Genomic DNA, 24,784 nt, shown 5'->3' on the forward strand with positions numbered 1-24,784 from the left:
CCACACCGGTCGGTGCTTAGGAACTTTCGGGTAGGTAACCCCGGACGCTGCCATCGGGGGAAACCTGCTTGACGATGAGCGAACAATCCTTATCCGCGAGTCCCTCGTCGATCAGTGCGTCCAGGTGCTCGCGAACCAGGCCCGCGGCGGGTAGCTTGACGCCGGTCGCGATCCCCGCCTGCAAGGCCAGCCCGATGTCTTTCCGGGCCAGATCAACGCGGAAAGTGGCATCGAAGTTGTGATTGGCTGCCGAGGTTGGCACGATTCCGGGCACCGGGTACCAGGTCTGCTGGGCCCAGGAGCGAGCCGAGGAGACCGAGGCGATCTCCCAGAACACCTGCGGGTCCAAGCCGAGGTGCTCGGCCAGCTGGGAACCTTCGGAAGCGGCCATCAGATCGATGAAGAGCATCATGTTATTGCAAATCTTGGCTGCAATACCCGCAGTGGCCGCGCCGGCTGCGATGACTTTTCCGGACATTGGTTCGATAAAGCCGGTGGCGTCCCGGACGGCGTCGTCCGCGCCGCCTAGCATGAAGGCCAGCGTTCCGGCGGCGGCACCGCTGATGCCCCCGGAGACCGGGGAATCGACGAAGCGGAATCCACGGGCTGCGGATTGCTCATGGCAGAAGCGGGAGGTCTCGATATCCACCGTGGAGCTATCCGCCAGCAGCGTGCTGGTCTTGGCATTGGCCCAGATTCCTTCCGGGCCGTCAAAGACGCTGCGCACATGTTCGCCCTTGGGCAGCATGGTAAATACCACCTCGGCATCCAACACAGCGGCCGCGATGTTCTCCACGATCTCCACGCCCTCAGCAGCGGCAGCGGCGCAGGCCTCGGGGTTTAGATCAAAAGCCCGTACCCGGTGGCCCGCCTTGACCAGATTCGCCGTCATCGGTCCGCCCATATTTCCCAGGCCGATCCATCCGTAATTCGTCACGAGTCCTCCTTCAGTCGCTGTGATGAAAACCACTCTATGACGGACGTAGATGCCGATCAACGCACAAACAGAACCAATCTTGCAAGCATCCTGTGCATGAATGCACAATGTATGGATGGAGCAAGGCTTTGATGAACACCGACACCTCGAGGACCTAATGACTTTCCTGGCGGTCGCCAGGCTAGGTCGATACAACGCGGCCGGTGAAGCGTTGGGAGTGAACCATTCCACCGTTTCCCGGCGGATCCGCTCGTTGGAGAAGGCGATGGGTGGGCGGGTCCTGGTTCGCACGCCCACCGGCTGGGAGGTCACCGGCCTGGGTCGTCAAGCCTTGACCACCGCCGAAGAGATTGAGCGGGCGCTGGCGTCCTTGGCACAGCGTAGCCAGGACGGAGAGATGAAGGGGATGATCCGGGTGGCGGCGCCGGATGCCTTTTCCACCGAGTTCGCGGTGCCCGCGCTGGCTAGATTACAACAGCAAAATCCGGGTCTCACGGTCGAGCTGATCAGCGCCACCCAACGAGTCCGGCAGAATCGTTCCGGGGTGGACCTGGAAGTGGTGGTGGGCAAGCCGTTCGTACACAAGGCGATCGCCGTACGGCTGATGGACTATGAGCTCGGACTTTACGCCAGCCAGGACTATCTGGACCGTTTCGGCACCCCACAGGGCCTGCCGGAGCTGGCCGGGCACCGGATTAATTTCTATATCGAGTCAGCCCTGCGCATCGACGATCTGGATCGGGCCACCGAAAGCCTTCCGCAATGCCGCCGCGGCATCGACTCCACGAGCGTCTTCGCCCACGTCGCCGCCACCGAAGCCGGGGCGGGCATCGGTCTGCTGCCCAGCTACCTGGGCGAGCAGCGTCCCGGCTTGCGGAGGCTGCTCGCCCAGGAATATGCGCATCCTTTGTCCTACTGGGCGGTGGTCCGGGAGGAGGCAATGCGTAATCCCGTGGTGGCCGCCACTATCGATGCTCTGCAGAGCAAAGGCGCCGCAGGCATCGACAGTAGAGCATCGATAACAGAGCATCGATAACAGAGCATCGACAGTAGCGCTGATAGAGGTGCCGCCTAGGCCGTAGCCAATCGCTGCCGATCCACTTCATCCAGTTCTCGCAAGGAAGAGCCCTTGGTTTCGCGGAGGAAATAGACGGCAACCAAGGTGATTACCGCCGCGATTGCCATGTAGATGGAGATGGGCACCCAGCTGCCGAATTGATTCAACAGCGAGGTAGCGATCACCGGAGCGAGTGAACCCGCCACAATGGAGGTCACCTGGTACCCCAGCGAAACACCCGAGTACCGCATCCGGGTGGGGAACATCTCCGACATAATGGCGGGCTGACCCGCGTACATGAGCGCGTGAACCATTAGCCCCAGACAGATCGTGAGCAGGATGATCCAATCGTTTTTGGTGTTAAAGAGCGGGAAGCAGATGAAGCCCCAAACGATCATCAGCGCGGCTCCCAGCGCATAGAGCGGGCGTCGCCCAATTGTGTCGGTGAGACGGCCCACCAGGGGAACCACGATGAAATGCAGCACATGCGCACCTAGCAACAAGATCAGAATGGTGGAAGTGACCATCTTGAGCTGCGAACTCAGATAGGTGATGGAGAAGGTCACCACCATGTAGTAGAGAATGTTCTCGCCTACGCGTAGACCCATTGCGGTAAAGACGCCGCGCGGGTAAAGCCGGAAAACCTGGAAGACGCCGTAGCCGGCCTTCTGATTCTCCTCTAGCTCGCGCTTGGCCTCCTGGAAAATGGGGGCGTCGGTGATCCGGGAGCGGATGTAATAGCCGACGGCGACAATCACCACGGAGAGCCAGAAGCCCACCCGCCAGCCCCAGGCCAGGAAGGCGTCCGCGCTCAGGGTGCCGGAGAGCACCAGGAGCACCAAGGTGGCAATAATATTGCCCATCGGCACCGCTGCTTGCGGCCAGCTGGCCCAGAAACCGCGTTCCTTGTCGGGGGAGTGCTCAGCCACCAGTAGGACTGCACCACCCCATTCACCGCCCACCGCGAATCCCTGCAGGAAGCGCAAGATGATCAGGAACACCGGGGCCAGGTAGCCAACCTGTCCGAAGGTGGGCAGGCAGCCCATTAGGAAGGTGGTTACGCCGACCAGGATAATCGCGAATTGCAGCAGTTTTTTACGGCCGTACTTATCGCCGAAATGGCCAAATATCACCCCGCCGATGGGGCGGGCTACGAAACCAACGGCATAGGTCAGAAAGGCTTTGATGATCCCATCCAGCACATTGCCGGTATCCGGGAAGAAGATCTTGCCGAACACCAGGGTGGCCGCGGTGGCGTAGAGAAAGAATTCGTACCACTCCACAACGGTTCCGGCCATCGAGGCCATTACCACCCGCTTGAGCCCGTTCTGTTTGGTTGCTCCGACCGTGCTTTCCCCCGATGGAATAGGTGCGGTTTGACTGCTATTTGGCACTGACTACCTCCCTGTAGCTACAGGTGCATCACCTCACCACAACAGCTTTGTCCATTGTGAGGCGGAACACACTTCTAGTTTAGGAGTATTCAGTTTCGTTCCTTGCGCATCAAGCGCGACTTTTGCGCGTCTACTGCGCAAAAATGTGCAGTATGGTGTGGCCATGACGAACAATCAGTCCGGCTCAGCCGGCTATTCCGGCACGCCGCTGGTGAGGAAAATCGGCATTAAGGCTGGCCATCGACTGCGGTTCAGCGGGCGACCCGAAGGATGGGAACTACCGGGACTACCGGAACAGGTCACCGAATTTGATACCGAGGTGAGGGCGGAGGACAGCCCGGAAGCCGACGTCGTACTTGCCTTCTTTCGCGAACTGACAGTTCTGCGTGCCGCCAGCTCGAAACTGGCTCTGGAACTTGATGACCGGGCAATGCTTTGGATCGCTTGGCCGCGGAAGGCGGCCGGGCACCGCAGCGATATTACCGAGAATTCATTGCGTGAGCTGCTTTTGCCCTTGGGGCTGGTTGATGTGAAGGTTGCCGCGCTGGATCACGATTGGTCGGGCTTGAAGTTTGTCCGACGCAAAGAAAACCGAGGCTGAGCACTTAGATGCGCAGCCTCGGCCTAGGAGCCAGTGCGGTTTAGAACTCGCCGGAGGGCTTCCGCTTGGCGGTCTTCACCATTGACTTGCGTCCGGTGTCCGAGCGGCCCAGGAAGGTCTGCGGAACCCAGAAGGAGAGGAAGAACAAGCCAAGGCCGATGGCGAACGGCCAGACATTCTGCAAGGTGCCCCAGGAGAAGGCCACGATGCCGCCCAGGAAGAGGACGAAGAAAAGCAGGAAAAGCAGGATTGAGGAGAGCAGGCTGTTCTCCCGCTCAGGTTCTTGGTATGACAAAATTTCCTCCTGGAATCGACGTCGAGATAATTCTAATACGAGCTGGTACCGGTACCACCGGTGACGATCGCAATGCCGGAGCTGGCACCGATTCGGCTGGCCCCTGCGGCGATCATAGCCTCGGCGTCCTCACGGCTACGCACCCCACCGGAAGCTTTGACACCGATAGAAGGCCCGACCACCGAACGCATCAGGGCGACGTCCTCGGCGGTGGCTCCACCGCCATTGAAGCCAGTGGAGGTTTTGACGAAATCCGCCCCAGCCTCAACGGCTGCCTGACAGGCCAGCACCTTCTGCTCATCGCTGAGCAGCGAAGTTTCGATAATGACCTTCAAAATGGCGCCACCGGCGTGTACCGCCTCGGCAACGGCAGCGATGTCATCGACCAGGGCACCCTTGTCTCCGGCCCGGGCGGCGGCAATATTGATCACCATATCCACCTCATCGGCACCGTCCAGCGTCGCCCCGCGAGCTTCGAAGACCTTGACATCGGTGGGGGTAGCGCCCAGCGGGAAACCGACCACCGAGCAACTTAGCACGGAGGAATCACGCAAGGCATTGTGTACCGTCTTGATCCACACCGGGTTGACGCAGACCGATTTGAAACCGTACTGCACGGCCTCGGCGCAGACCCGAAGGATATCGGTCTGAGAGGCCTCCGGCTTCAACAGCGTATGGTCGATGAACGGGGCCAGATTCTCAGTCATGCACTGATTCTCTCAGAGTCCCAGGGCCTCGCGCACATCGTCCAGCACGGCGTCGAGCGCTGCCCTGGCCTTACGCCGGGATTGCTGGGCATCGGCCGCTGATTCCACCGGCACGATCACCTCGAGGTAGCACTTCAATTTCGGCTCGGTCCCGCTGGGGCGAATGATCACCCGGCTGCCGTCCCGAGTCAAATACAACAAGCCATCCGTCGGCGGCAGGCTCTCACTGCCGACCGCAAGATCCACCGAGGTTTCTACTGCCGAGCCACCGAAACTCTGCGGCGGGTGCTCCCGTAGCCTATTCATCATCGCGCCTAGCAGTCCAAGATCAGCCACCCGAACGCTGAGCTGATCGGAGGCATGCAAGCCGTGACGCAACGCCAGCTCGTCCAGGGTGTCGAAGATACTGCGACCAGCGGCTTTGGCATCGGCGGCAAACTCGGCGAGCAGCAGGGCGGCGGAAATGCCATCCTTATCTCGCACCAGAGACGGAGCCACACAGTAACCAAGTGCCTCTTCATAGCCATAAGTCAGGCCGGGAACCCGGGAGATCCACTTGAATCCGGTGAGCGTCTGGACATGGCCGAAGCCATTGGCTTCGGCGATCTTGGCCAGCAGGCGGGAGGAAACGATGGAATTAGCGAACACCCCGCGGGAGCCGGAAGTATCCGGCTGGCCGCCTTTGGCTCGGCCGGCATCCAATCGGGCGACAATATGGGCGCCCAGTAAGGCTCCTACCTCATCACCGCGAAGCATCCGCCAGGATCCGCTGCTCGGGTCCAGTGCGGCCACTGCGGCTCGGTCGGCGTCGGGGTCGTTGGCCAGCACGATATCCGCGCCAACCTCGGCTGCGGTCTGCAAAGCCAAGTCCAAGGCGCCCGGCTCTTCGGGGTTAGGGAAAGCCACAGTAGGGAAATCGGGATCGGGTGCGGCTTGGGCGGTGACCAGGGTGACGTCCTGGAATCCACCGGCCCGCAGCACCTGCTCGGCGGTCTCCCCGCCCACCCCATGCATCGGCGTCAACACGATCTTTAGCTCGCGGGCCGGGAACGCTTCCTGTTTGAGCAGTTCGACGAGTCCTTGACGGTAGCCGGCGATCAGCTCGGTCGGCACGCTCTGCCAGCCGGAATCGGCTAGCTGGATGGAACTCAGTTCGCCAACCGCGGTGATTTTGGCGGCAATCAGGGCATCGAAAGGAGCCACGATCTGTGAACCGCGGCCGGATTCTTCCACCGCCCGTCCGCCAAGGTAGACCTTATAGCCGTTGTCCTGTGGTGGGTTGTGGCTGGCGGTGACCATCACGCCACCCTCGCAACCGAGTGCGCGCACCGCGAAGGCGAGCAGCGGGGTAGGCAGGGCTGAGGGCATCAAAAAGGTCTCGATCCCCGCTGCCGTGAAGATTGCTGCCGTTTCCTGGGCGAAGATATCGGAATTGTGTCGGGCGTCGAAGCCGACGACGGCGCGTGGCCGGTAAGCTTCGGAAGCCTGAGCTGCCTGCTCCAATAAGAAAGCGGCTAGTCCGGCGGCCGCCCGACGTACCACCACCCGGTTCATCCGGTTCGGACCGGCGCCCAGTGCTGCTCGTAGCCCGGCGGTACCAAACTGAAGGGTGCCGGCGAAGGCGTCTTGGAGCTCCTGGTGGGCTTGGGCAGCCAAATCTGGATCGACGTCGTGCGCCTCAGCCGCTTCGAGCAATGCTCGCAATTCGCCTGCTGTTGCGGGATCCGGATCGGCATCCGCCCATTCTTGGGCACTCTTGAGGAGCTGGGGGTCGAGGGGACTCATGGTTCTAACCTATCGTGCTTCACGCCGAAACAATTCGTTGAACTGAAGCTATTAGAGCCGTCCGATGATCTCGGCCAGCAGCGCGGAGATCCGTGGACCTGCGGCTTCACCAGCCTCGATAACCTCCTGGTGGCTTAGTGGAGTATCGGAGATTCCGGCCGCCAGATTGGTCACCAGGGAGATGCCGAAGACCTCCATACCAACGTGTCGCGCCGCGATGGCTTCCAGCGCCGTGGACATGCCCACCAGACTGGCGCCGATGTGCTTGGCGTACTGCACTTCGGCCGGGGTTTCGTAGTGCGGGCCGGTGAACTGAGCGTAAATGCCTTCATCCAAGGAAGGGTCGACCTCTCGAGCCAGATCGCGCAGTCGCGAGGAGTACAGATCCGTCAGGTCCACGAAGGTGGCACCCTCCAGTGGGGAGGCCGCGGTCAGGTTGATGTGGTCGCTGATCAATACCGGGGTGCCTGGGGTCCACGCCGGGTTGAGCCCGCCACAGCCATTGGTCAACACCAGTGTCTTTGCGCCGGTGGCCGCAGCGGTGCGGACGCCGTGTACTACCGCCCGGACGCCCTTGCCCTCGTAGTAGTGAGTGCGGGCGCCAAGTACGAGCGCGCGTTTGCCCTCTTTTGTCAGCACCGAGCGGATGGTGCCGACGTGTCCGGCCACTGCTGGCGCAGAGAATCCTGGGACGTCGGTGGCTTGCAGGGTAGCCGTGGTCTCACCGATGAGATCGGCCGCTGCACCCCAGCCCGAACCTAATACCAGCGCTACGTCGTGCTGCGGGACGCCGGTCTGTTCGGCGATGTAATTGGCCGCTTCGGCGGCGGCGTCGAATGCTTCCTGAAAATTGCTCACCGTCATAACATACCGGCAGAGCCGGGTCAGGAGTATGTAAAGGAGTGTCCAGGCTTGGTGCGGGCCGCCGGATGGGCGAGAATAGTGGACTGTGACCCTTCAAAATGATCTGCATCTTCCCTCGCTGGCAATTCTGGGTGGCGGGCCCGGTGGCTATGAAGCGGCGACAGTAGCCGCCTCCCTCGGAGCCCGAGTGACCATTATCGAGCGCAACGGCCTGGGCGGTTCCGCCGTGCTGACCGATGTGGTGCCGTCCAAGACTCTGATCGCCACGGCCGATGTGATGAACCGCTTCGCCGGGGCGAGCGACCTGGGCGTCCGGTTCGACGTGGACGGGGGAGATTGCGTGCCGCTGATGCGCGCGGATATGAAGCAGGTCAACGACCGTTTGCTGGGCCTGGCCCGCGAGCAGTCCGCCGATATTAAGGCCGGGCTGGAAAAACTCGGAGTCCGGATCATCATCGGCGAAGGCCGAATGCTCGATGGACACACCATTGAGGTGACGGGGGAGGACGGCGTCGAGACCGTGACAGCGGACTCGGTGCTGCTCGCCGTCGGTGCGCATCCGCGTGAGTTGCCCTCCGCTAAGCCGGACGGCGAGCGCATTCTGAATTGGGCCCAGATTTATTCACTCACCGAATTGCCGCGTGAGTTGATCGTGATTGGTTCCGGGGTGACCGGCGCCGAATTTGCCTCGGCTTATGACGGGCTGGGTTCGCGGGTCACGCTGATCTCCTCCCGGGACCAGGTTTTGCCGGGTGAGGATTCCGACGCCGCTCAGGTGCTGGAAGATGTGTTTGCTCGGCGCGGCATGACGGTGCTTTCACGATCCCGCGCGGACTCGGTGGAGCGTACCGAGGACGGTGTGCTGGTCACCCTGTCCGATGGTCGCCAGGTCACCGGAACGCATTGCCTGGTCTGCGTGGGCTCGATCCCCAATACCGAGGGAATTGGTCTGGAAAACGCGGGCGTGCAGCTCACCGAGACCGGTCACATTAGGGTCGACGGCGTCTCCCGCACTACGGCCTCCAATGTCTACGCGGCGGGGGACTGCACCGGCGTGCTGGCGCTTGCTTCGGTGGCAGCCATGCAGGGGCGAATCGCCATGGCACATTTGCTGGGCGACGGGCTGCGGCCGATCAAACTTATGCAGGTGGCTTCCAATATTTTCACCTCGCCGGAAATCGCTTCGGTGGGTGTTTCGGAAGCCGATGTGATCGCAGATCGTTATCAAGGCGATGTGATCAAACTGCCGCTGCGCACCAATGCCCGGGCAAAGATGCGCGGCACCACTGACGGGTTCGTCAAGATCATCGCCCGGAAAGGCTCCGGCACGGTGATCGGTGGGGTAGTTGTTGGTGCAAATGCCTCCGAGCTGATCTTCCCCATCGCGCTCGCGGTGACCCAGAAGATGCACGTGGATGATGTGGCTTCCACCTTCACGGTGTACCCCTCGCTCTCCGGCTCGATCTCCGAAGCTGCCCGCCGCCTGCACGTCCACATGTAGCGGAGATTGTTCACATAGTGGACTCGCCGTCCAGCTAATGGAGAAATGCCCGCCCTCCGGGTCTACGATGACAAGATCATTGAGGACGCGGCAGGCTGCACGGGATGTCTAGGGGAACGGGTGAGCCTGCCTTTAGCGGAAAGCACCTAACCATGTCAGCGACGGATGTTGTTATTCCTAAAGCCAATACGCGAGGGCGAGTCATTGTGGCCAGCCTGGTTGGCACTTCGATCGAGTTCTACGACTTCTACGTTTACGCCACGGCGGCCGTTCTAGTCTTCCCCAAGATTTTCTTCCCCAATGCCGACGGCGTCACCCAACTTTTGAGCTCCTTCGCGGTCTTTGGCGTGGCTTTTGTCGCCAGGCCGATCGGTTCGGTGATCTTCGGCCATTTCGGTGATCGGATTGGCCGGAAGGGCACCCTGATCGCGTCGCTGCTCACGATGGGCATAGCGACCTTTCTGATTGGTTGCCTACCCACCGCGCAGGTTGCTGGCTGGACCTTCTGGGCCCCGGCCTTGCTCGTCGTGCTGCGGTTCGCTCAAGGTCTGGCGCTGGGCGGCGAGTGGAGTGGAGCGGCACTGCTGGCCACCGAGAATGCGCCGAAGAACAAACGAGCGATCTACGGGACCTTTCCGCAGTTGGGTGCCCCTATTGGCTTCATCATCGCCAATGTTCTGTTCCTGGTGCTCAACCTGACACTTTCCGCGGATGCCTTTGCGGCCTGGGGCTGGCGGATTCCCTTCCTGGCTAGTGCCGTGATGGTGATTATCGGTCTTTACGTCCGGCTCAAGCTGGTGGAGACTCCGGCCTTCCAGAAGATCGTGGAGCAGGGCGAGGTTTCCAAATTGCCGATCGGCAGGGTCTTCCGGAGCAGTTGGCGCCAGCTAATCCTCGGCACCTTCATCATGCTGGCGACCTATGTGCTGTTCTATTTAATGACCACCTTCACGCTGACCTTTGGCACCACGGCGGCCAGCTTGGATGCCGCCAAGGCTGCCGCTGTGAAGAGTGGTAAGCCAATGGCTCAGGCCGCTATCGATTCTTTTGTCCCTGGCTTGGGATACTCCCGAAACGACTTCCTGCTGATGCTTATTGTGGGCGTGGTCTTCTTCGGAATTTTCACCCTGGTGGCCGGTCCGCTCGCGGAAAAGTATGGTCGCCGGAAGTCGCTTATGGTGATTACCATCCTGATCTTCGTCTTTGGACTGTGCTTTGTGCCGCTGGTTGCCGGTGGGTTCTTCGGAGCGATGGCTTGGCTGATCCTCGGCTTCACCCTAATGGGCCTGACCTTCGGCCCGATGGGAGCCTTCTTGCCGGAGCTCTTTCCCACCAATGTCAGGTATACCGGCTCAGCGGTCAGCTACAACCTCTCCAGCATCCTGGGTGCCGCGGTGGCTCCGTTTATTGCGGTGGCGCTCTGGCAAGCCGCACACGGCAGCACCTGGCTGGTGGGCGTTTACCTCAGTGCAATGGCTCTGCTGACCCTGCTGGCATTGTTCCTCTCCAAGGAAACCAAAGATGCGGACCTGATCGAACAGAGCTCTTAGCCCTTAACCACCAGCGAGTGTGGAGATCTGCACCTTATGAACGGGTCATAAGGTGCAGATCTCCACACTCGCGGAGTTTACAAAGGTTGTAGCTAGTCCTCTATGGTGGCGATCACGGCCCCGGCGGAGACGGTGTCCCCGGCCTTCGCGCTCAGACCCCGAAGCACGCCGGAACGGTGCGCGGTCAGCGGCTGCTCCATCTTCATGGCCTCTAGCACGACGACGAGATCACCCTCGGTGACCGTATCGCCGTCGTTCACTGCCACCTTGACGATGGTGCCTTGCATAGGGGAGGTGAGAGCATCTCCGTCGGCCGCTGCCGAGGCTGCGCCACGGGCCCGCCCGGCTTTCTTCGGCTTACCCTTGGCCGCCGGTCCTCTATTGCCGGAGACTGCAAGTGAAGCTGGCAAAACCACTTCCAAACGCTTGCCGCCAACCTCCACCGTGACCCGCTGGCGCTCGGTGTCCTCCTCGGACTCAGCCACTGCGGCAGCGACAAAGGCGGGCAGATCATTGACGAATTCGGTCTCGATCCAGCGGGTGTGTACCCGGAAGGGGCTCTCGGTGAAGGCTGGGTCTGCCACCACGGCCCGATGGAAGGGCAGCACGGTAGGCATACCCGTGACCTCCATCTCGGCCAGCGCCCGCCGCGCCCGCTGTAAGGCCTGGCCCCGGCTCGCGCCGGTGACGATGAGCTTGGCCAGCATGGAATCGAAGTTGCCGCCGATCACCTCACCGGACTCGATGCCCGAATCAACCCGTACGCCCGGCCCGGTGGGCAACTTAAGGGTGTCAACGGTGCCCGGCGCGGGCATGAAATTACGGCCCGGGTCCTCACCGTTGATCCGGAATTCAATGGAGTGTCCGCGAATCTCGGGATCTTGGTAACCCAGTTCCTCACCCCGAGCCAAACGGAACTGCTCGCGGACTAGATCGATACCGGAAACCTCTTCGGAGACGGGGTGCTCCACCTGCAGTCGGGTGTTTACCTCCAGGAAGGAAATCACTCCGTCTTGCCCGACCAGGAACTCGCAAGTTCCGGCACCTTGATAATTCGCTTCGCGGAGAATGGCCTTTGAGGCTTCGTAGAGGCGAGTGTTCTGCTCGTTGCTGAGGAACGGCGCGGGCGCCTCCTCAACCAGTTTCTGATTACGACGCTGCAGGGAGCAGTCGCGAGTGGAGACCACCACGACGTTGCCGTGCGCATCGGCTAGGCACTGAGTCTCGACGTGCCGGGGGGAGTCCAGGAAGCGTTCGACGAAACACTCTCCGCGGCCAAACGCCGCAGTGGCTTCGCGGACCGCGGACTCATAAGCCTCGGCGATCTCTTCGCGTTGCCGCACTACCTTAATGCCCCGCCCGCCGCCGCCATAGGCTGCCTTGATCGCTAGCGGTAAACCGTATTGATCGGCGAAATCCAAAACTTCTTGGGTGCTCTGTACCGGATCTTTGGTGCCGGGGACCAGCGGAGCGCCCACCTTCTCGGCAATGTGCCGAGCCTGCACCTTATCGCCCAACTGGGAGATAGCGCTCGGTGAGGGGCCGATCCAGACCAGTCCGGCGTCGATCACCTTCTGCGCAAATTCCGCGTTTTCGGAGAGGAAGCCATAGCCGGGGTGAACGGCATCGGCGCCGGATTGGGCTGCCACTTCAAGCAGCTTGTCCATCACCAAATAGGACTCTGCGGCGGTTTGCCCGCCCAGTGCCCAAGCTTCATCCGCGAGCCGCACATGTAGCGCATCGCGATCCGGCTCTGCATAGACGGCGACGGAGGCAATGCCCTCGTCCCGCGCTGCGCGGGCCACCCGGACTGCTATCTCACCGCGATTGGCAATCAACACCTTGGTGATAGTGGGCAGGCTGTGATTCGACACTAAAACTCCTTCTACGTCATCCATTTGGAGCCTAGCGCTTTTATGAGGTTTTCGCCCACGCATCATGCCAAATCTGCGTGTATTTCTATGTTTTATTGTAGGGACTCTACAAAACCCTCTACGAGTCGTGAACGGATCAGGAAACGCACCCCCTCGGGAGCTTCCACCGAGAAGCCGCTGCCCCGGCCTTTCACCACATCCACGGTCAGGTGGGTGTGAGACCAATAGTTGAATTGCTCCTTGGACATCCAGAATCCGAGCTCACCCTCCGGCAGCCGAAATACGCCGAGCAGCAGATCGGCTTCGGCGGTGAGGAAATCGCCGACCGGATAACACATCGGCGAGGAACCGTCGCAACATCCTCCGGATTGATGGAACATCAGTGGCCCGTGTTGTTGCCACAGCTTATGCAGTAGTTCCACGGCGGCGGCGGTGAGCGCGACCCTGGATTCCGTCTCGCCGGGAATTACTATCTCAGCATTCAAAGTACCCAAAGCAGAGAATTCCGACATGGTGCCTCCTTCCGGAGTGAAAGGGCAGAGCGAGCAAGGAGAAAGGGCTGGCGAAAGCTAAGAAATAACCCGCCGCCGGGAGGAATCCGCGACCTTACATCTAGGGGTGCAAAGCCGAAGATTCTCCCGACGACGGGAGCCTAGGGTTTAGAAGAAGCCCAGTTTGGTCTCGCTGTGGCTGACCAGTAGGTTCTTCGTTTGCTGATAGTGATCCAGCATCATGGCGTGGTTCTCTCGGCCAATCCCGGAAGATTTGTAACCTCCGAAGGCGGCACCGGCCGGGTAGGCGTGGTAATTATTCACCCAGACTCGCCCGGCCTGGATCTCACGGCCTGCCCGATAGGCCACATTGCCATTACGAGACCAGACACCGGCCCCCAGCCCGTAGAGGGTGTCATTGGCGAGCTGCATCGCCTCGGCATAATCGGAGAACCGAGTCACCGCAACCACCGGCCCGAAGATCTCCTCCTGGAAGATGCGCATGCTGTTGTTGCCCTCGAAGATCGTGGGCTGCACGTAGTAACCTTCGGCCAGGTCGCCGTCGAGCTGGGTCCTGGCCCCGCCGGTGAGCAGTTTTGCCCCCTCCTGGACACCAATATCGATATAGGAAAGGATTTTTTCCAACTGGTCGTTCGAAGCCTGAGCTCCGAGCTGGGTGTCGGTGTCCAAGGGATTGCCCTGAATGATCTTCTCGGAACGTGCCAGGGCATCCGCCATGAAGCTGTCATAGATCGAGTCCTGGATCAGCGCCCGAGAGGGACAGGTGCAGACCTCACCCTGATTGAAGGCATAAAGGGTGAATCCCTCCTGAGCCTTATCGTAGAAATCATCATTGGCCGCGGCCACATCGGCAAAGAAAATATTGGGGCTCTTACCGCCCAATTCCAAGGTGACAGGAATCAGATTCTGGCTGGCGTACTGGCTGATCAGCCGCCCCGTGGTGGTTTCGCCGGTAAAGGCGATCTTGCGAATCCGGGGGCTGGAGGCCAACGGCTTCCCTGCCTCCACACCGAAGCCATTGACGATATTGAGCACGCCCGCAGGCAGTAGATCGGCGATCAACTCCACCAACACCAGGATCGACGCCGGGGTCTGCTCAGCCGGTTTGAGCACCACGGCGTTTCCCGCCGCGAGTGCGGGGGCGAGCTTCCAGACCGCCATCAGAATGGGAAAGTTCCAGGGAATGATCTGACCGACCACGCCGAGCGGTTCATGGTAGTGGTACGCGGTCATGTCCTCATCGAGTTGGGAGAGATGACCTTCCTGGGCTCGAATCGCGGAGGCGAAGTAGCGAAAGTGGTCGATGGCCAGCGGCAGATCCGCATTGAGCGTCTCCCGGATCGGCTTGCCGTTATCCCAGGTTTCCGCCACCGCAAGGAGCTCCAGGTTCGCCTCCATTAGATCTGCGATCTTATTCAAGGCCGAAGCCCGCTCGGCAACCGAGGCTTTGCCCCAGGCCGGAGCCGCTTTGTGTGCGGCGTCAAGCGCCAGTTCGATATCCTCGGCGGTCCCGCGAGCCACCTCGCAAAACACCTTGCCGGTGACCGGGGAGACGTTTTCGAAGTATTGACCCTTGACCGGAGCAACCCACTCACCGCCAATCCAGTTCTCGTATCGAGTCTTGAAAGTGACTTTCGAATTAGGCTGTCCCGGGGCTACATAGACGCTCATTCGCTGACTCCTTGAATCGCTGGAAGACCTCGTTGTCCTTAGCAGTCAGGATAGGGAATCGCACGTTGCACTCAGGTTGCACGAAGCTGTGCGACTCAAGCCGACTCAGGGGGTCTCCCGCGCTAGCCTCTCCAAATGTGCGACGACGGCGGCCCGTCTCGGGGAGCGCGGCGGTAGTAGGCTCAGCGCGGCGCGCCAAGCGATATCATCCTGAGCCACCTCGGGAAGCCGCAGATATTGCAGGAAGGCGTCTGGGCCGGCGTCGTTCAAAATCGCTTCACGGAGCAGGTGACTGACCTCGGTGCGGAAGGTGATGATGGCGAGAGCCTCGGACCGGGGCAGCAGCAAACCGCGATAGCCGTCCAGGGCGAGACGATGTGCGCCCCGGCTCAGTTGGCTCAGTACCTGGTGCGCATCGAGGGAAAGCTTAGGCAGCAAGCGGTACGGCCGGGACTTCAGCTCCAGCGTATTGCCCTGAGCCTGTAGCAATCTGCGTAAACGTAGCAGCTCCGCCCGGACGGTGCTGGCCGGGGTTCCTCGGGGGTAAATCATCTCGGTCAGTTCCTCGGCGGACAGGCCGGCCGGATGCAGAGCCAATAAGGTGATCAGCTCGGTATGCCGCTCGCTCAGCGTGATGGCTTCTCCGCCCAAGTTCAGCAAGCCACGGTCTCGGCCAAGGATTTGAAGACTGGGGGAGGGCGCTACTAGTTCTGGCTTCCGGCGGAAGCCAGGCCGGTGAGGTGTGGCCAGTTGAGTCCGCAGCTGTTGCAAGCTCAACTCGGCGGTGGCAGCCGCTACGGTGGCCTCCACGAGGGAGAGCGCATGGCTTTCCACCGCACTGCTATCCCCGGAGATATCCACCACGCCCAGCAATCGCCCGCTCGCCGGATCGTGGATCGGGACCGCTGTGCAATTCCAGGAGTACACGATCTGATTGAAATGCTCGGCACCGGCTATTTGTACGCCGCGGCCAAGGGCTAGCGCGGTGCCCGGGGCACTAGTGCCCATCGCCGCCTCCGACCAGTCGGTACCAGCCATGAACCCGGTGTTCTCAGCCCGGTCCCGGAGTTTTTGCTCGCCTTCCACCCAGAGCAGCCGGCCAGCTTCATCGCCCACCGCGATCAAGAGTCCAGAATGCTTGCCCGAGGGAATAAGTAGTTTCCGGATCACCGGCATTACGGCAGCCAACGGATGAGTGTCCCGGTAGTCGCGTAGCTCTTGCTCGCCCCAGACAGTGGCAGGCTGAGCCGTTCGGAGGTCTTGGAGGTGGTTGAGGGACCGCTCCCAAGACGCCCGGACCACAGCACGCAGCCGGGAATCCACGGTGCGCAAATCGGCCAATCGTTCATGGGCGGAGAAAGCCCGGCGCTGCAACTCGGCATCGGTGAGCGCGAGCTGCCCAATAGTAGACACAGCTCCGGTGCTTGAAGGCATCGTTGCTTTCACCTTTGACCGTCCCCTACGATCCGACTTTCCTACATCCTAAGCCGTTCAGGGTGTTGGTAGCTCCCAGAACTCCGTGATGCCCAGCCCGGCCTCGGCCAGCAATCCGCGAAGCGTGGAGACGGAAAGTCCTACGACAGCGTGCGGGTCACCGTCGACCCGGGTGATGAAGGCGCCACCCAGGCTGTCGATGGTGAAGGAGCCGGCCACCTGCAAGGGCTCGCCGGTGGCCACATAGGCATCGATCTCCGCCTCGCTCATGGCCGCAAAATGCACAGTAGCCGAGGCCAAGCAGCCATACTGAGCTGCTTCACCGGAGGTGCTCTGGTGTCGGTTGTCCACCAGCCAATGCCCGGTGTGTAACACTCCGGAGCGCCCGCTCATGGCGCTGATTCTGGCCTTGGCTACCTCGGTTCGATAGGGCTTGCCGTAGGCAGTACCTTCGAATTCGAAAACCGAATCGCAACCGAGTACCAAAGCATCGGCGCTCTGCGGCAATGCAGCCACCGCCTCGGCTTTCGCCCGCGCCAGGAGCAAAGCAGTCTCACTGGGATCGGTGACTCCGTGCTGCTCGGTCACCGCATCCTCGTCGACATCGGAGACCAGCACCCGGTGCCTAATTCCGGCGTCGTTGAGCAGTTTGGTCCTGGCCGGTGAAGCCGAGGCGAGGATCAGCTGCACGGCAGCTCCTAACCGAGTTCTTACCAGGCTTGCTGGACGTTCGGCGGCATCTGCGTCGGTGCAGGCTGCTGCGGGGTCTGCGGGTTCTGTGCCAGGTAGGCGGATTGACCGGTGGAACCTGGCTCGCCAGCGGCTAGCGGGATAACAAAGGCAGCGGTTCCGTAGGCACAAACCTCGGTCCAGGTCTGACCCATTTCCGAGGTGTCGAAGCGCATCGCGATAATCGCATTGGCACCCTTTTGCTGAGCCTCGTTGACCATCCGGTTCATTACTTCGTGGCGGCTTTCGTAGAGCGCCTTGGTCATTTCGGGCAGCTCGCCGCCGCCGAGTGAACGAAAGCCGGCGGTGATATTGGCGCCAATGTTCCGGGCCCGGACGGTCAAACCCATTACCTCGCCGAAAATCGCATCGATCTTGTAGCCGGGAACGTCGTTGCTGGTCACGATAATCATGTTTTCCCCTTGAGGTTAGAAATATATGCTGCGCTTAGAATATCCCTGAGCGAAACTCTGCACCAGCGGAACCTGGAACGGAAGCCTTTGAAGCTTCTATGAGCGGTTCCGCTGGCGCAGAATATTAAGCACGAAATATTTAGCCCAGAAGCGCTTTTTTGAGCACGTCGAGCGGGAGACCACCGAGGTTGAGCGCCTCGGTGTGGAAGGCCTTGACGTCGAAATTTACGCCCTCGCGGCTCTCTCGCTCCGCCCGGATCTGCTCCCAGATCCGTTGGCCAATCTTGTAGGACGGGGCCTGTCCGGGCCAGCCCAGGTAGCGCAGGTATTCGAAGTTGAGCTGACCTTCACTGATGTCCAGGTTCTGCCGGAGGAACTCCAAACCCGCCTCCGCCGTCCAGCTTCCCGAGCCCCAGCGTGCGGGTACCTCAAGCTCCAGGTGCACACCGATATCGAAGACCACCCGGGCAGCGCGCATCCGTTGCCCGTCTAGCATGCCCATTTTGTCGCCGGGGTCGGAGAGGTAGCCGAGTTCGCCCATCAATCGCTCTGCATAGAGCGCCCACCCCTCGCCGTGGCCCGAAACCCAGCACAGATTGCGACGCCACATATTGAGCAGTCCGCTCTGATAGGCAGCGGTGGCACATTGCAGGTGGTGACCCGGTACGCCCTCGTGATAGACCGTGGAGGTCTCGCTCCAGGTGGTGAAGGAATCCTCGCCCTCGGGAACCGACCACCACATCCTCCCGGGGCGGGAGAAATCGTCGCTCGGCGGGGTGTAGTAGATGCCACCGTCTTGGGTGGGGGCGATCATGCATTCGAGCTTCTTCATAATGTCCGGGATGTCGAAGTGCACCCCAGCGAGTTCCCGGACCGCAGTATCGGAGAGCCCTTGCATCCAGTTGGTGAGCGCCTCGGTGCCCTTGAGCTGACGCGCAGGGTCCTGATTGAGGATGGTCTTAGCCTCCTCAATGCTGGCGCCAGGCTTGATCTGCTCGGCCACGGCTTCCTGCTCGGCAATGATTCGATCCAGTTCTTCAACACCCCAGCGGTAGGTGTCCTCCAGATTGACGGTTGCGCCGAGGAAAGCGCGTGAGGCGAGTGCATAGCGTTCACGGCCGACGGCGTCCTTAGCTGGCGCTACCGGCAGCAGTTCGGAACTCAGGAAAGCGGAGAGCTTGCGGTAGGCGGTTTTGGCTAGCGCGGCGCCCGCGGCGAGCTCGTCCTTGAGCTCGGCGGCTTTCCCGGTGCCGTCCTCGGCGAGCTTATCGAAAAAGCCGCCATCTTCCGCGTAACGGGTGGTCTGCTCTGCCACGATCTGGACCTGTCGGGCGGCGGCCACTTTGCCGCTCGCATCGGCGGTACGCAGGGATTCGAGGTAGCCGTCGATGGCGCCGGGAACGTTGTGCAGCAACCCGGCAATGTGGCTCCACTGCTCGGAGGTCTCGGTGGGCATCAGGTCGAAGGCGGCGCGGATTCCCTGCGCGGGGGAGGCAATATTATTCAGATCGGCTAGGTCCCAGCCACTCTCGTGGAGCTCTAGGCTCAGCCCAAGCCGTTCGCGCATCGCATCCAGGGTGACCCGATCGACGTCGTCGGAGGGCTCTAGACTATCCAGCCGGGCTAGGGTTTGCCGGTCGAGTTCCGCCTGGGCCAGAAGGCCTGCGGGGGAGTGATCGTGATACTCGGTTTCGTGGCCGGGTAGACCGAGCGAGGTGGCCAGTTCCGGGTTCAGTTCGAAAAGCTGGCGAGAGTATTCCTCGGCGGCTTCATCGATGGCGGACGGGGTGCGAGTGGGTTTGGTGTTCTCAGTCACACTGTGAGCCTAATCGGCTTCCCGGGCTCAGGATAGTCGGCTATCCCGAACAGCCCGGGCCGGACTCAAAGTTCGAGCCCTCAGCGCCAGGTGCTGCGCTTCCAGGCTCCCGGCCCCGGAGCAGGAGCCAGCCGAAGGTTGCTGCGGCGCGCCCAACTCCGGCCGGAGGAGGGCGCAGCTTCGGCTTCGGCTTCCGCGGCGGCGGCCACGGCCAATACGACGGCGGTCAGCGCGGCGAGCTCCTCGGCGCTCGGATTGCCCTTGGTCACCTGGAACAGCGGAGCGTCCTCTGTATCGGCAGGAGATTGGGCATTGGGCATTTGGCTGGGGATCATAGGGGAATGTTCCCGTGTTTCTTGGCGGGCAGCGCGGCTCGCTTATCCCGCAGAGCGCGTAGCCCGCGAATCAGCTGGACTCGGGTTTCGGATGGCGCGATGACCGCATCGATATAGCCCAGCTGAGCCGCCTGGTAGGGATTCAGCAGCTCTTCCTCGTATTGCTGGATGAGCTCGGCGCGGCGGGCCTCAACGTCAGCGCCCTCGGCAGCAGCGGCAGCCAGTTCACGGCGATAGAGAATATTCACCGCTCCCTGCGCACCCATTACGCCGATCTGCGCGGTGGGCCAGGCAAAGTTCAAATCGGCACCCAGCTTCTTCGAGCCCATCACGATATAGGCTCCGCCATAGGCCTTACGAGTAATCACGGTCAGCTTGGGTACGGTGGCCTCAGCATAGGCGTAGAGCAGCTTCGCACCGCGGCGAATAATGCCTTGGAACTCCTGATCCTTGCCGGGCAAGAAGCCCGGCACGTCAACCAGGGTCAGGATCGGGATATTAAAAGCATCGCAGTGCCGGACGAAGCGGGCGGCCTTCTCGGAAGCATTGATGTCCAGGGTACCGGCAAACTGCATGGGCTGATTGGCCACGATGCCTACGGTGTGCCCTTCGAGTCGTCCGTAACCGATGATCACGTTCGGTGCGTAGAGCGCCTGCATCTCCAGGAAGTGCCCCTCATCAACTATGCCCTCAATCACGGTGCGCATGTCGTAGGGCTGATTGGCGGAATCCGGGACCAAGGTGTCCAAGGCGAGATCGGCGTCGTCAATCTCTAGTTCTTGATCGTGTTCGGTGAGAGGAGCTTCGGCGAGGTTATTGGAAGGCAGGAAATCCAGCAGCTCGCGGACGAATTCGATGGCATCTGTTTCGTCGGCGGCCAAATAGGTGGAGGTGCCGGTGGTGGCATTGTGCTGGCGCGCGCCGCCCAGAGTTTCCATATCAACGTCCTCGCCGGTGACCGTCTTGATCACATCCGGACCGGTGATGAACATATGCGAGGTCTTGTCCACCATCACCACGTAATCGGTCAGCGCTGGGGAGTAGGCCGCGCCTCCCGCACAGGGCCCCATAATGAGGGAAATCTGCGGCACTACGCCTGAAGCGTGCACGTTATTGCGGAAGATATCGGCAAACATCGCCAGCGAGGCCACGCCTTCCTGAATGCGTGCGCCACCGCCGTCGTTGATACCGACCACGGGGCAGCCATTGCGCAGCGCAAACTCTTGGACCTTGACGATTTTCTCGCCATTGGCTTGGCTCAACGAACCGCCGTAGACCGCGAAGTCCTGGCTATAGATGGCAACCAGCCGTCCGTCTACGGTGCCGTAGCCGGAGACCACGCCATCGCCGAGAAGTTTCTTCTTTTCCATCCCGAAGGCGGTGGAATGGTGGGTGACCAGGGCATCGAACTCCACAAAGGAGTCTTCATCCAGCAATAAATCGATGCGTTCCCGGGCGGTGTGCTTACCCCGCGCGTGCTGTTTTTCGATGGCTTCGGGGCCGGAAGGTTGGGCCGCAGACGCGATCCGATCGCGGAAATCTGCAAGCTTTCCCGCGGTGGTGGTCAGGTCATGGCTCATAGTTGCTCCGGCTCCTTTGGATAATTCCTCTAATCCCTTTCCAGCTTAGTCAGCCAAAATTGCGTCATGGATGTAGGAAACCTACAAAAAACTTGTAATAGAGGTGGCAAGTTACCGTCCAGTAACATTTTCCTCGAACAAGTTATAGGCTTGGCCCATGAGCGAACAGAACAGCGTTTACCGTGCGGCGGCAGGCCGATCACTGTCCGGAAAAGTCATTCTGATGTCCGGTGGAAGCCGGGGGATCGGCTTGGCCATTGCCTTGCGGGCAGCTCGCGATGGAGCGAAGATCGCCCTGCTAGCCAAAACAGATCAACCGCACCCGGCCCTCGAAGGAACCGTGCACACCGCGGCAGAGCAGATCCGGCAAGCCGGCGGCGAAGCGCTCCCGATTGTCGGCGATGTGCGCAACGACGAGTCGGTGGCGGCCGCTGTGCAGGCGACCATCGATGCCTTCGGTGGAATCGACGTGGTGGTGAACAATGCCTCCGCGATAGACCTCTCCTCCACGGACGCACTCGCCATGAAGAAATACGATCTGATGGCCGATATTAATGTCCGTGGCACCTTCCTGCTCTCCAAACTGGCGCTTCCTGCCCTGCGCCGTTCCGAGAACGCTCACATTCTGACGCTTTCACCGCCGCTCAACTTCGATCCGAAGTGGCTGGGTGGTCACCTGGCGTACACGATGGCGAAATACGGGATGAGCATGACCACGATTGGTCTGGCCGAGGAACTCAAAGCAGACAATATTTCGGTCAACTCGCTCTGGCCGGTGACCACCATCGATACCGCCGCGATCCGGAACCTGCTAGGCGGCGAATCCTCCGCACAGCGTTCCCGCAGCTCGGACATTATGGCGGACGCTGCACACGCCATTCTGAGCCGCCCGAGCAGCCAGTCCAGTGGCAACTTCTACACCGATGAAGACGTGCTGCGCGAAGAGGGGCTCAGCGATTTCTCCGCCTATAGCCTGGGCGCACCCGAGGACCAGCTGATCAAGGACTTCTTCCTGGACTAGGACCCTGGACTCAGAGGAGTGATTCCTGGGCAGAGCCAGCCGGGCATCTAAGATCGAAGCATGGACCACGCCGCCGAAAGCTCACGCCAGCCACTCGACGCAGAGCTGCTTCGCGCCAGTTTGCTCTCTCCCGCGGGGCCTTGGAACAGGGTGGAATGCCTGACCCAGGTAGATTCCAGCAATACCGTGCTGGCTCAGGAATCCTCTCAGTCGCCGCAGGAATGGCCGGATCTGAGCGTGCTCACCGCCGAGGTGCAACGGCAGGGTAAGGGTCGCTTGGATCGTAGCTGGGTGGCTCCACAGGGTTCTGCCCTGGCGATCAGCCTGCTCTTGCGGCCCACCGAATTCGGGGTGGAGTCCTTCGGTTGGCTAAGCATGATCAGCGCGGTAGCCGTTTGCCAACTGCTAGAAGAGGTTGCTGGGCTGAAGGCCGTCATTAAGTGGCCCAATGACGTGTTGATTCTCGATCAGTCCGGCCGAGCCAAAAAGGTCTGCGGAATCTTGGCTCAGCTAGTCACGCTCCCTGGGGCCCACCCGGCTGTGGTGCTTGGTACCGGAATTAATGTCAGCCAGGAAGCTCAGGAGTTGCCCACCGAGACCTCCACCTCGGTGCTCCTCTCCGGTGGCGCCGAGCTGGATCGAAACGTGCTGTTGACCGAATACGCGCGGAACTTTGCCTCGCTGTACAAGAGGTATGCCGCCGTCGCCGGTCACGCCTTATTGCGGACGGAGGCCGGCGACGCCTCGATGGCGGAGGAGGTCACATCCCGGCTGCTCAGCCTGGGGCAGCAAGTGCGAGCCGAACTACCCGGCGGGAAGTTCCTGATCGGCACCGCCACCGGCATTGATGCTCAAGGCGCGCTGCTGATCACCGACGCTCAGGGGAGTAGCACAGCGGTCTCAGCGGCCGACGTCGTACACCTGCGTAAGTCCGAAGGCAGCTATGCGTAGCTGGCTGACTCCGGGGGAACAAGTGATCGTAATCAGCAGGCCACAGGCCCGGTCATTATTCTGGCCTGCGGTTTTTGTTGTGCTGATCCCAATGGCCGGCGGAATGGGCTTAGCTTGGCTCAGCCGAGTCCCCTGGGACGCTGACACCCAGCCTTGGCAGAGCCCTGCGACGATCGGCGTGCTGTTTTTGGCCGGAATTTTGCTCCTTTTTTATCCGGTGCGGCGCTATTTCCGTTGGCTTTCCACGCGCTACATTCTGACCAGCCGCCGCATTGTGGTGCGCGGTGGATTGCTCCGCCGACGGAATCGGGACGTGCCGCTGTATACCCTGCGAACTCTCAGCACACATCAAGGCATTCTGCAGCGAATTTTGCGATCCGGGAACATAACCTTGATCTCAGGCGTGGATGAGACGATGTTGATGCGCGATATTCCTGAGGTGATGAAGTTCAAGAATTTGGCTTTGGAGGCGATTGCCGAGCTGCCACATTCTCAGTTTGGGGAAGCGCCGCCGATCAGCCAGCGTCCGCAACAGATCGGTTTTAACGGGGAGCTTAGTGAAAATTTCGGTGGGGAGGAGAGCTATGGAAAGCGATGACGTTGTAGCGCTCGACCCGGTGTCGATCCCAGCGGCGCCCAGCCTCGCCGAACAAACTCCCGCAGACACGGCCATGCCGACGGCGCTCCGACAGGATATCCGAGCCCTGGAATCGCAGCTCCTTGGCGGTGAACGTAGCCTGCACAGGCGCGAGGTGGCCGCCGGGGCCGGAGTCTCGCTACTCTCTGCCCGGAAAATCTGGCGCGCCTTGGGCTTTCCGAATCTGGGTGATGACGATAAGGCCTTCACTTCGCGCGATGAAGAAGCCCTGACCACCATCATCGAGTTGGTGCGCCAAGACAAACTGACCGAAGATGCAGCTATTTCGCTGACCCGGGCCGTGGGCCAGATGACGGATCGGATCGTGGTCTGGCAGGTTGAGGCGATGGTGGAGGATCTGGTTGCCCAGCGCGGACTCACCGACGCGCAGGCTCGGCAGGAGCTGGTTTCCGCGCTACCGGAGCTGGTGGAGCCACTGCAGGAGATTTTGGTCTATGCCTGGCGGCGACAATTAGCTGCCGGGGTGCAGCGAATGGCGGTGCGGGCGCAATCCGGACTGGACGCCTCCGCAGAGGGACGCGACGGCGATGAGGACGATGCACCGCTGCCCCTCGCCCGGGCGGTTGGCTTTGCCGATTTGGTCAGCTACACCTCGCTTTCCCGCCGAATGAATGAGAAGACGCTCGCTCAACTTGTGCAACGTTTTGAAAATAAATGTGCCGAAATCATCTCGGTAGGTGGCGGCCGACTGATCAAAACGATTGGTGATGAAGTCCTCTATACCGCGGAGACTCCGGTGGCCGGTGCGGAGATATCACTGGCGCTGGCTCAGGCTTTCACGGAGGACGAGATCCTGCCTGAAGCCCGAGTGTCCATGGTCTGGGGCAGAATCCTGTCCCGGCTCGGCGATATTTACGGACCGACGGTTAACCTGGCGGCCAGACTGACCGCGCTGGCGGAGCCGGGCACCGTGCTGGTTGACGAGATGACAGCGGCCGCGCTGAGCGCGGATGAGCGCTATGTTTTCACTCCGCAGCAGGCCGAGCACGTCCGAGGCTTCGGAGACGTTCGGCCGATCTTGCTGAGCCGCGGCCTGGGCAGCGGCCTGGTGCTGGACTAAATTCGACCTAGCATCCGCAGTTGAGGATCTTCTAGGTAT

Annotated in this window: 23 protein-coding genes; 8 read left to right on the forward strand and 15 right to left on the reverse strand. The window is 61.1% G+C overall.

The window, feature by feature from the left end; translation table 11 throughout:
- Positions 1–16: 16 nt before the first annotated feature.
- The gene (gene mmsB / locus FHU41_RS14005) at positions 17–937 is read right to left on the reverse strand and encodes a 3-hydroxyisobutyrate dehydrogenase (protein ID WP_179390223.1); all 921 of its coding nucleotides are present in this window, start codon (positions 935–937) and stop codon (positions 17–19) included.
- 100 nt (positions 938–1,037) lie between these two features.
- On the opposite strand from mmsB, the gene FHU41_RS14010 reads away from it, so the two are divergent.
- A complete protein-coding gene (locus tag FHU41_RS14010) occupies positions 1,038–1,973 on the forward strand; it encodes a LysR family transcriptional regulator (RefSeq protein WP_246279622.1) in 936 nt (311 codons plus the stop codon).
- Between the two features lie 35 nt (positions 1,974–2,008).
- On the opposite strand, the gene FHU41_RS14015 is transcribed toward FHU41_RS14010, so the two are convergent.
- Positions 2,009–3,301 (reverse strand): MFS transporter, encoded by a 1,293-nt coding sequence (locus tag FHU41_RS14015; protein ID WP_179390483.1) that lies wholly within the window; start codon positions 3,299–3,301, stop codon positions 2,009–2,011.
- Positions 3,302–3,551: 250 nt separating this feature from the next.
- Here FHU41_RS14015 and FHU41_RS14020 point away from each other — a divergent pair, with 250 nt between their 5' ends.
- A complete protein-coding gene (locus tag FHU41_RS14020; RefSeq protein ID WP_179390224.1) occupies positions 3,552–3,989 on the forward strand; it encodes a DUF3052 domain-containing protein in 438 nt (145 codons plus the stop codon).
- A 40-nt stretch (positions 3,990–4,029) separates the two neighbouring features.
- Here FHU41_RS14020 and FHU41_RS14025 read toward each other — a convergent pair whose 3' ends face one another.
- Genes FHU41_RS14025 through FHU41_RS14040 form a run of 4 tightly spaced genes read right to left on the reverse strand, consistent with a single transcriptional unit; the run spans position 4,030 to position 7,634 of the window.
- Positions 4,030–4,284, reverse strand: a complete 255-nt coding sequence (locus tag FHU41_RS14025) for a hypothetical protein (protein WP_218847231.1) — start codon at positions 4,282–4,284, stop codon at positions 4,030–4,032.
- 32 nt (positions 4,285–4,316) lie between these two features.
- A complete protein-coding gene (gene deoC / locus FHU41_RS14030; RefSeq protein WP_179390225.1) occupies positions 4,317–4,991 on the reverse strand; it encodes a deoxyribose-phosphate aldolase in 675 nt (224 codons plus the stop codon).
- Positions 4,992–5,003: 12 nt separating this feature from the next.
- Entirely contained in the window at positions 5,004–6,776 is a 1,773-nt protein-coding gene (locus FHU41_RS14035) for a phospho-sugar mutase (RefSeq protein ID WP_179390226.1), read from the reverse strand.
- Positions 6,777–6,827: 51 nt separating this feature from the next.
- A complete protein-coding gene (locus FHU41_RS14040) occupies positions 6,828–7,634 on the reverse strand; it encodes a purine-nucleoside phosphorylase (protein WP_425503314.1) in 807 nt (268 codons plus the stop codon).
- 109 nt (positions 7,635–7,743) lie between these two features.
- On the opposite strand from FHU41_RS14040, the gene FHU41_RS14045 reads away from it, so the two are divergent.
- Both FHU41_RS14045 and FHU41_RS14050 read left to right on the forward strand, forming a co-directional pair.
- The gene (locus tag FHU41_RS14045; RefSeq protein ID WP_218847360.1) at positions 7,744–9,141 is read left to right on the forward strand and encodes an NAD(P)H-quinone dehydrogenase; all 1,398 of its coding nucleotides are present in this window, start codon (positions 7,744–7,746) and stop codon (positions 9,139–9,141) included.
- A 152-nt stretch (positions 9,142–9,293) separates the two neighbouring features.
- On the forward strand, positions 9,294–10,691 hold the full coding sequence (locus FHU41_RS14050) for an MFS transporter (protein WP_179390485.1): 1,398 nt from the start codon (positions 9,294–9,296) through the stop codon (positions 10,689–10,691).
- 92 nt (positions 10,692–10,783) lie between these two features.
- On the opposite strand, the gene FHU41_RS14055 is transcribed toward FHU41_RS14050, so the two are convergent.
- The 9 genes from FHU41_RS14055 to FHU41_RS14095 form a co-directional block, all read right to left on the reverse strand.
- A complete protein-coding gene (locus FHU41_RS14055) occupies positions 10,784–12,565 on the reverse strand; it encodes an acetyl/propionyl/methylcrotonyl-CoA carboxylase subunit alpha (protein ID WP_343046343.1) in 1,782 nt (593 codons plus the stop codon).
- A gap of 92 nt (positions 12,566–12,657) precedes the next feature.
- Entirely contained in the window at positions 12,658–13,077 is a 420-nt protein-coding gene (locus tag FHU41_RS14060) for a DUF779 domain-containing protein (protein WP_179390230.1), read from the reverse strand.
- 147 nt (positions 13,078–13,224) lie between these two features.
- A complete protein-coding gene (gene exaC / locus FHU41_RS14065) occupies positions 13,225–14,748 on the reverse strand; it encodes an acetaldehyde dehydrogenase ExaC (protein WP_179390231.1) in 1,524 nt (507 codons plus the stop codon).
- Between the two features lie 105 nt (positions 14,749–14,853).
- Positions 14,854–16,182 (reverse strand): GAF domain-containing protein, encoded by a 1,329-nt coding sequence (locus FHU41_RS14070; protein ID WP_179390232.1) that lies wholly within the window; start codon positions 16,180–16,182, stop codon positions 14,854–14,856.
- Between the two features lie 57 nt (positions 16,183–16,239).
- Positions 16,240–16,872: a Maf family protein gene (locus tag FHU41_RS14075; RefSeq protein WP_425503315.1), complete on the reverse strand. Its 633-nt coding sequence runs from the start codon at positions 16,870–16,872 to the stop codon at positions 16,240–16,242.
- A 20-nt stretch (positions 16,873–16,892) separates the two neighbouring features.
- Positions 16,893–17,324 carry a YbjQ family protein gene (locus tag FHU41_RS14080; protein WP_179390233.1) on the reverse strand — a complete coding sequence of 144 codons (432 nt, stop codon included), beginning with the start codon at positions 17,322–17,324 and terminating at the stop codon, positions 16,893–16,895.
- 139 nt (positions 17,325–17,463) lie between these two features.
- Entirely contained in the window at positions 17,464–19,140 is a 1,677-nt protein-coding gene (locus FHU41_RS14085) for a DUF885 family protein (RefSeq protein WP_179390234.1), read from the reverse strand.
- 80 nt (positions 19,141–19,220) lie between these two features.
- The gene (locus tag FHU41_RS14090; protein ID WP_179390235.1) at positions 19,221–19,475 is read right to left on the reverse strand and encodes an acyl-CoA carboxylase epsilon subunit; all 255 of its coding nucleotides are present in this window, start codon (positions 19,473–19,475) and stop codon (positions 19,221–19,223) included.
- Complete coding sequence (locus FHU41_RS14095) at positions 19,472–21,055, reverse strand: acyl-CoA carboxylase subunit beta (RefSeq protein WP_179390236.1); 1,584 nt, start codon at positions 21,053–21,055, stop codon at positions 19,472–19,474. Before FHU41_RS14095 ends, FHU41_RS14090 begins: the two co-directional genes overlap by 4 nt.
- Before the next feature lie 157 nt (positions 21,056–21,212).
- Here FHU41_RS14095 and FHU41_RS14100 point away from each other — a divergent pair, with 157 nt between their 5' ends.
- Genes FHU41_RS14100 through FHU41_RS14115 form a run of 4 tightly spaced genes read left to right on the forward strand, consistent with a single transcriptional unit; the run spans position 21,213 to position 24,745 of the window.
- Positions 21,213–22,076 carry an SDR family oxidoreductase gene (locus FHU41_RS14100; RefSeq protein ID WP_179390237.1) on the forward strand — a complete coding sequence of 288 codons (864 nt, stop codon included), beginning with the start codon at positions 21,213–21,215 and terminating at the stop codon, positions 22,074–22,076.
- Between the two features lie 60 nt (positions 22,077–22,136).
- Positions 22,137–23,027: a biotin--[acetyl-CoA-carboxylase] ligase gene (locus tag FHU41_RS14105; protein ID WP_179390238.1), complete on the forward strand. Its 891-nt coding sequence runs from the start codon at positions 22,137–22,139 to the stop codon at positions 23,025–23,027.
- The gene (locus tag FHU41_RS14110) at positions 23,020–23,625 is read left to right on the forward strand and encodes a PH domain-containing protein (protein WP_179390239.1); all 606 of its coding nucleotides are present in this window, start codon (positions 23,020–23,022) and stop codon (positions 23,623–23,625) included. The genes FHU41_RS14105 and FHU41_RS14110 overlap by 8 nt, the downstream gene beginning before the upstream one ends.
- Positions 23,612–24,745: an adenylate/guanylate cyclase domain-containing protein gene (locus FHU41_RS14115; RefSeq protein WP_179390240.1), complete on the forward strand. Its 1,134-nt coding sequence runs from the start codon at positions 23,612–23,614 to the stop codon at positions 24,743–24,745. Before FHU41_RS14110 ends, FHU41_RS14115 begins: the two co-directional genes overlap by 14 nt.
- Positions 24,746–24,784: the final 39 nt, after the last annotated feature.

This window comes from Psychromicrobium silvestre (genome assembly GCF_013408295.1).
Taxonomy (GTDB): Bacteria; Actinomycetota; Actinomycetes; order Actinomycetales; family Micrococcaceae; genus Renibacterium; species Renibacterium silvestre.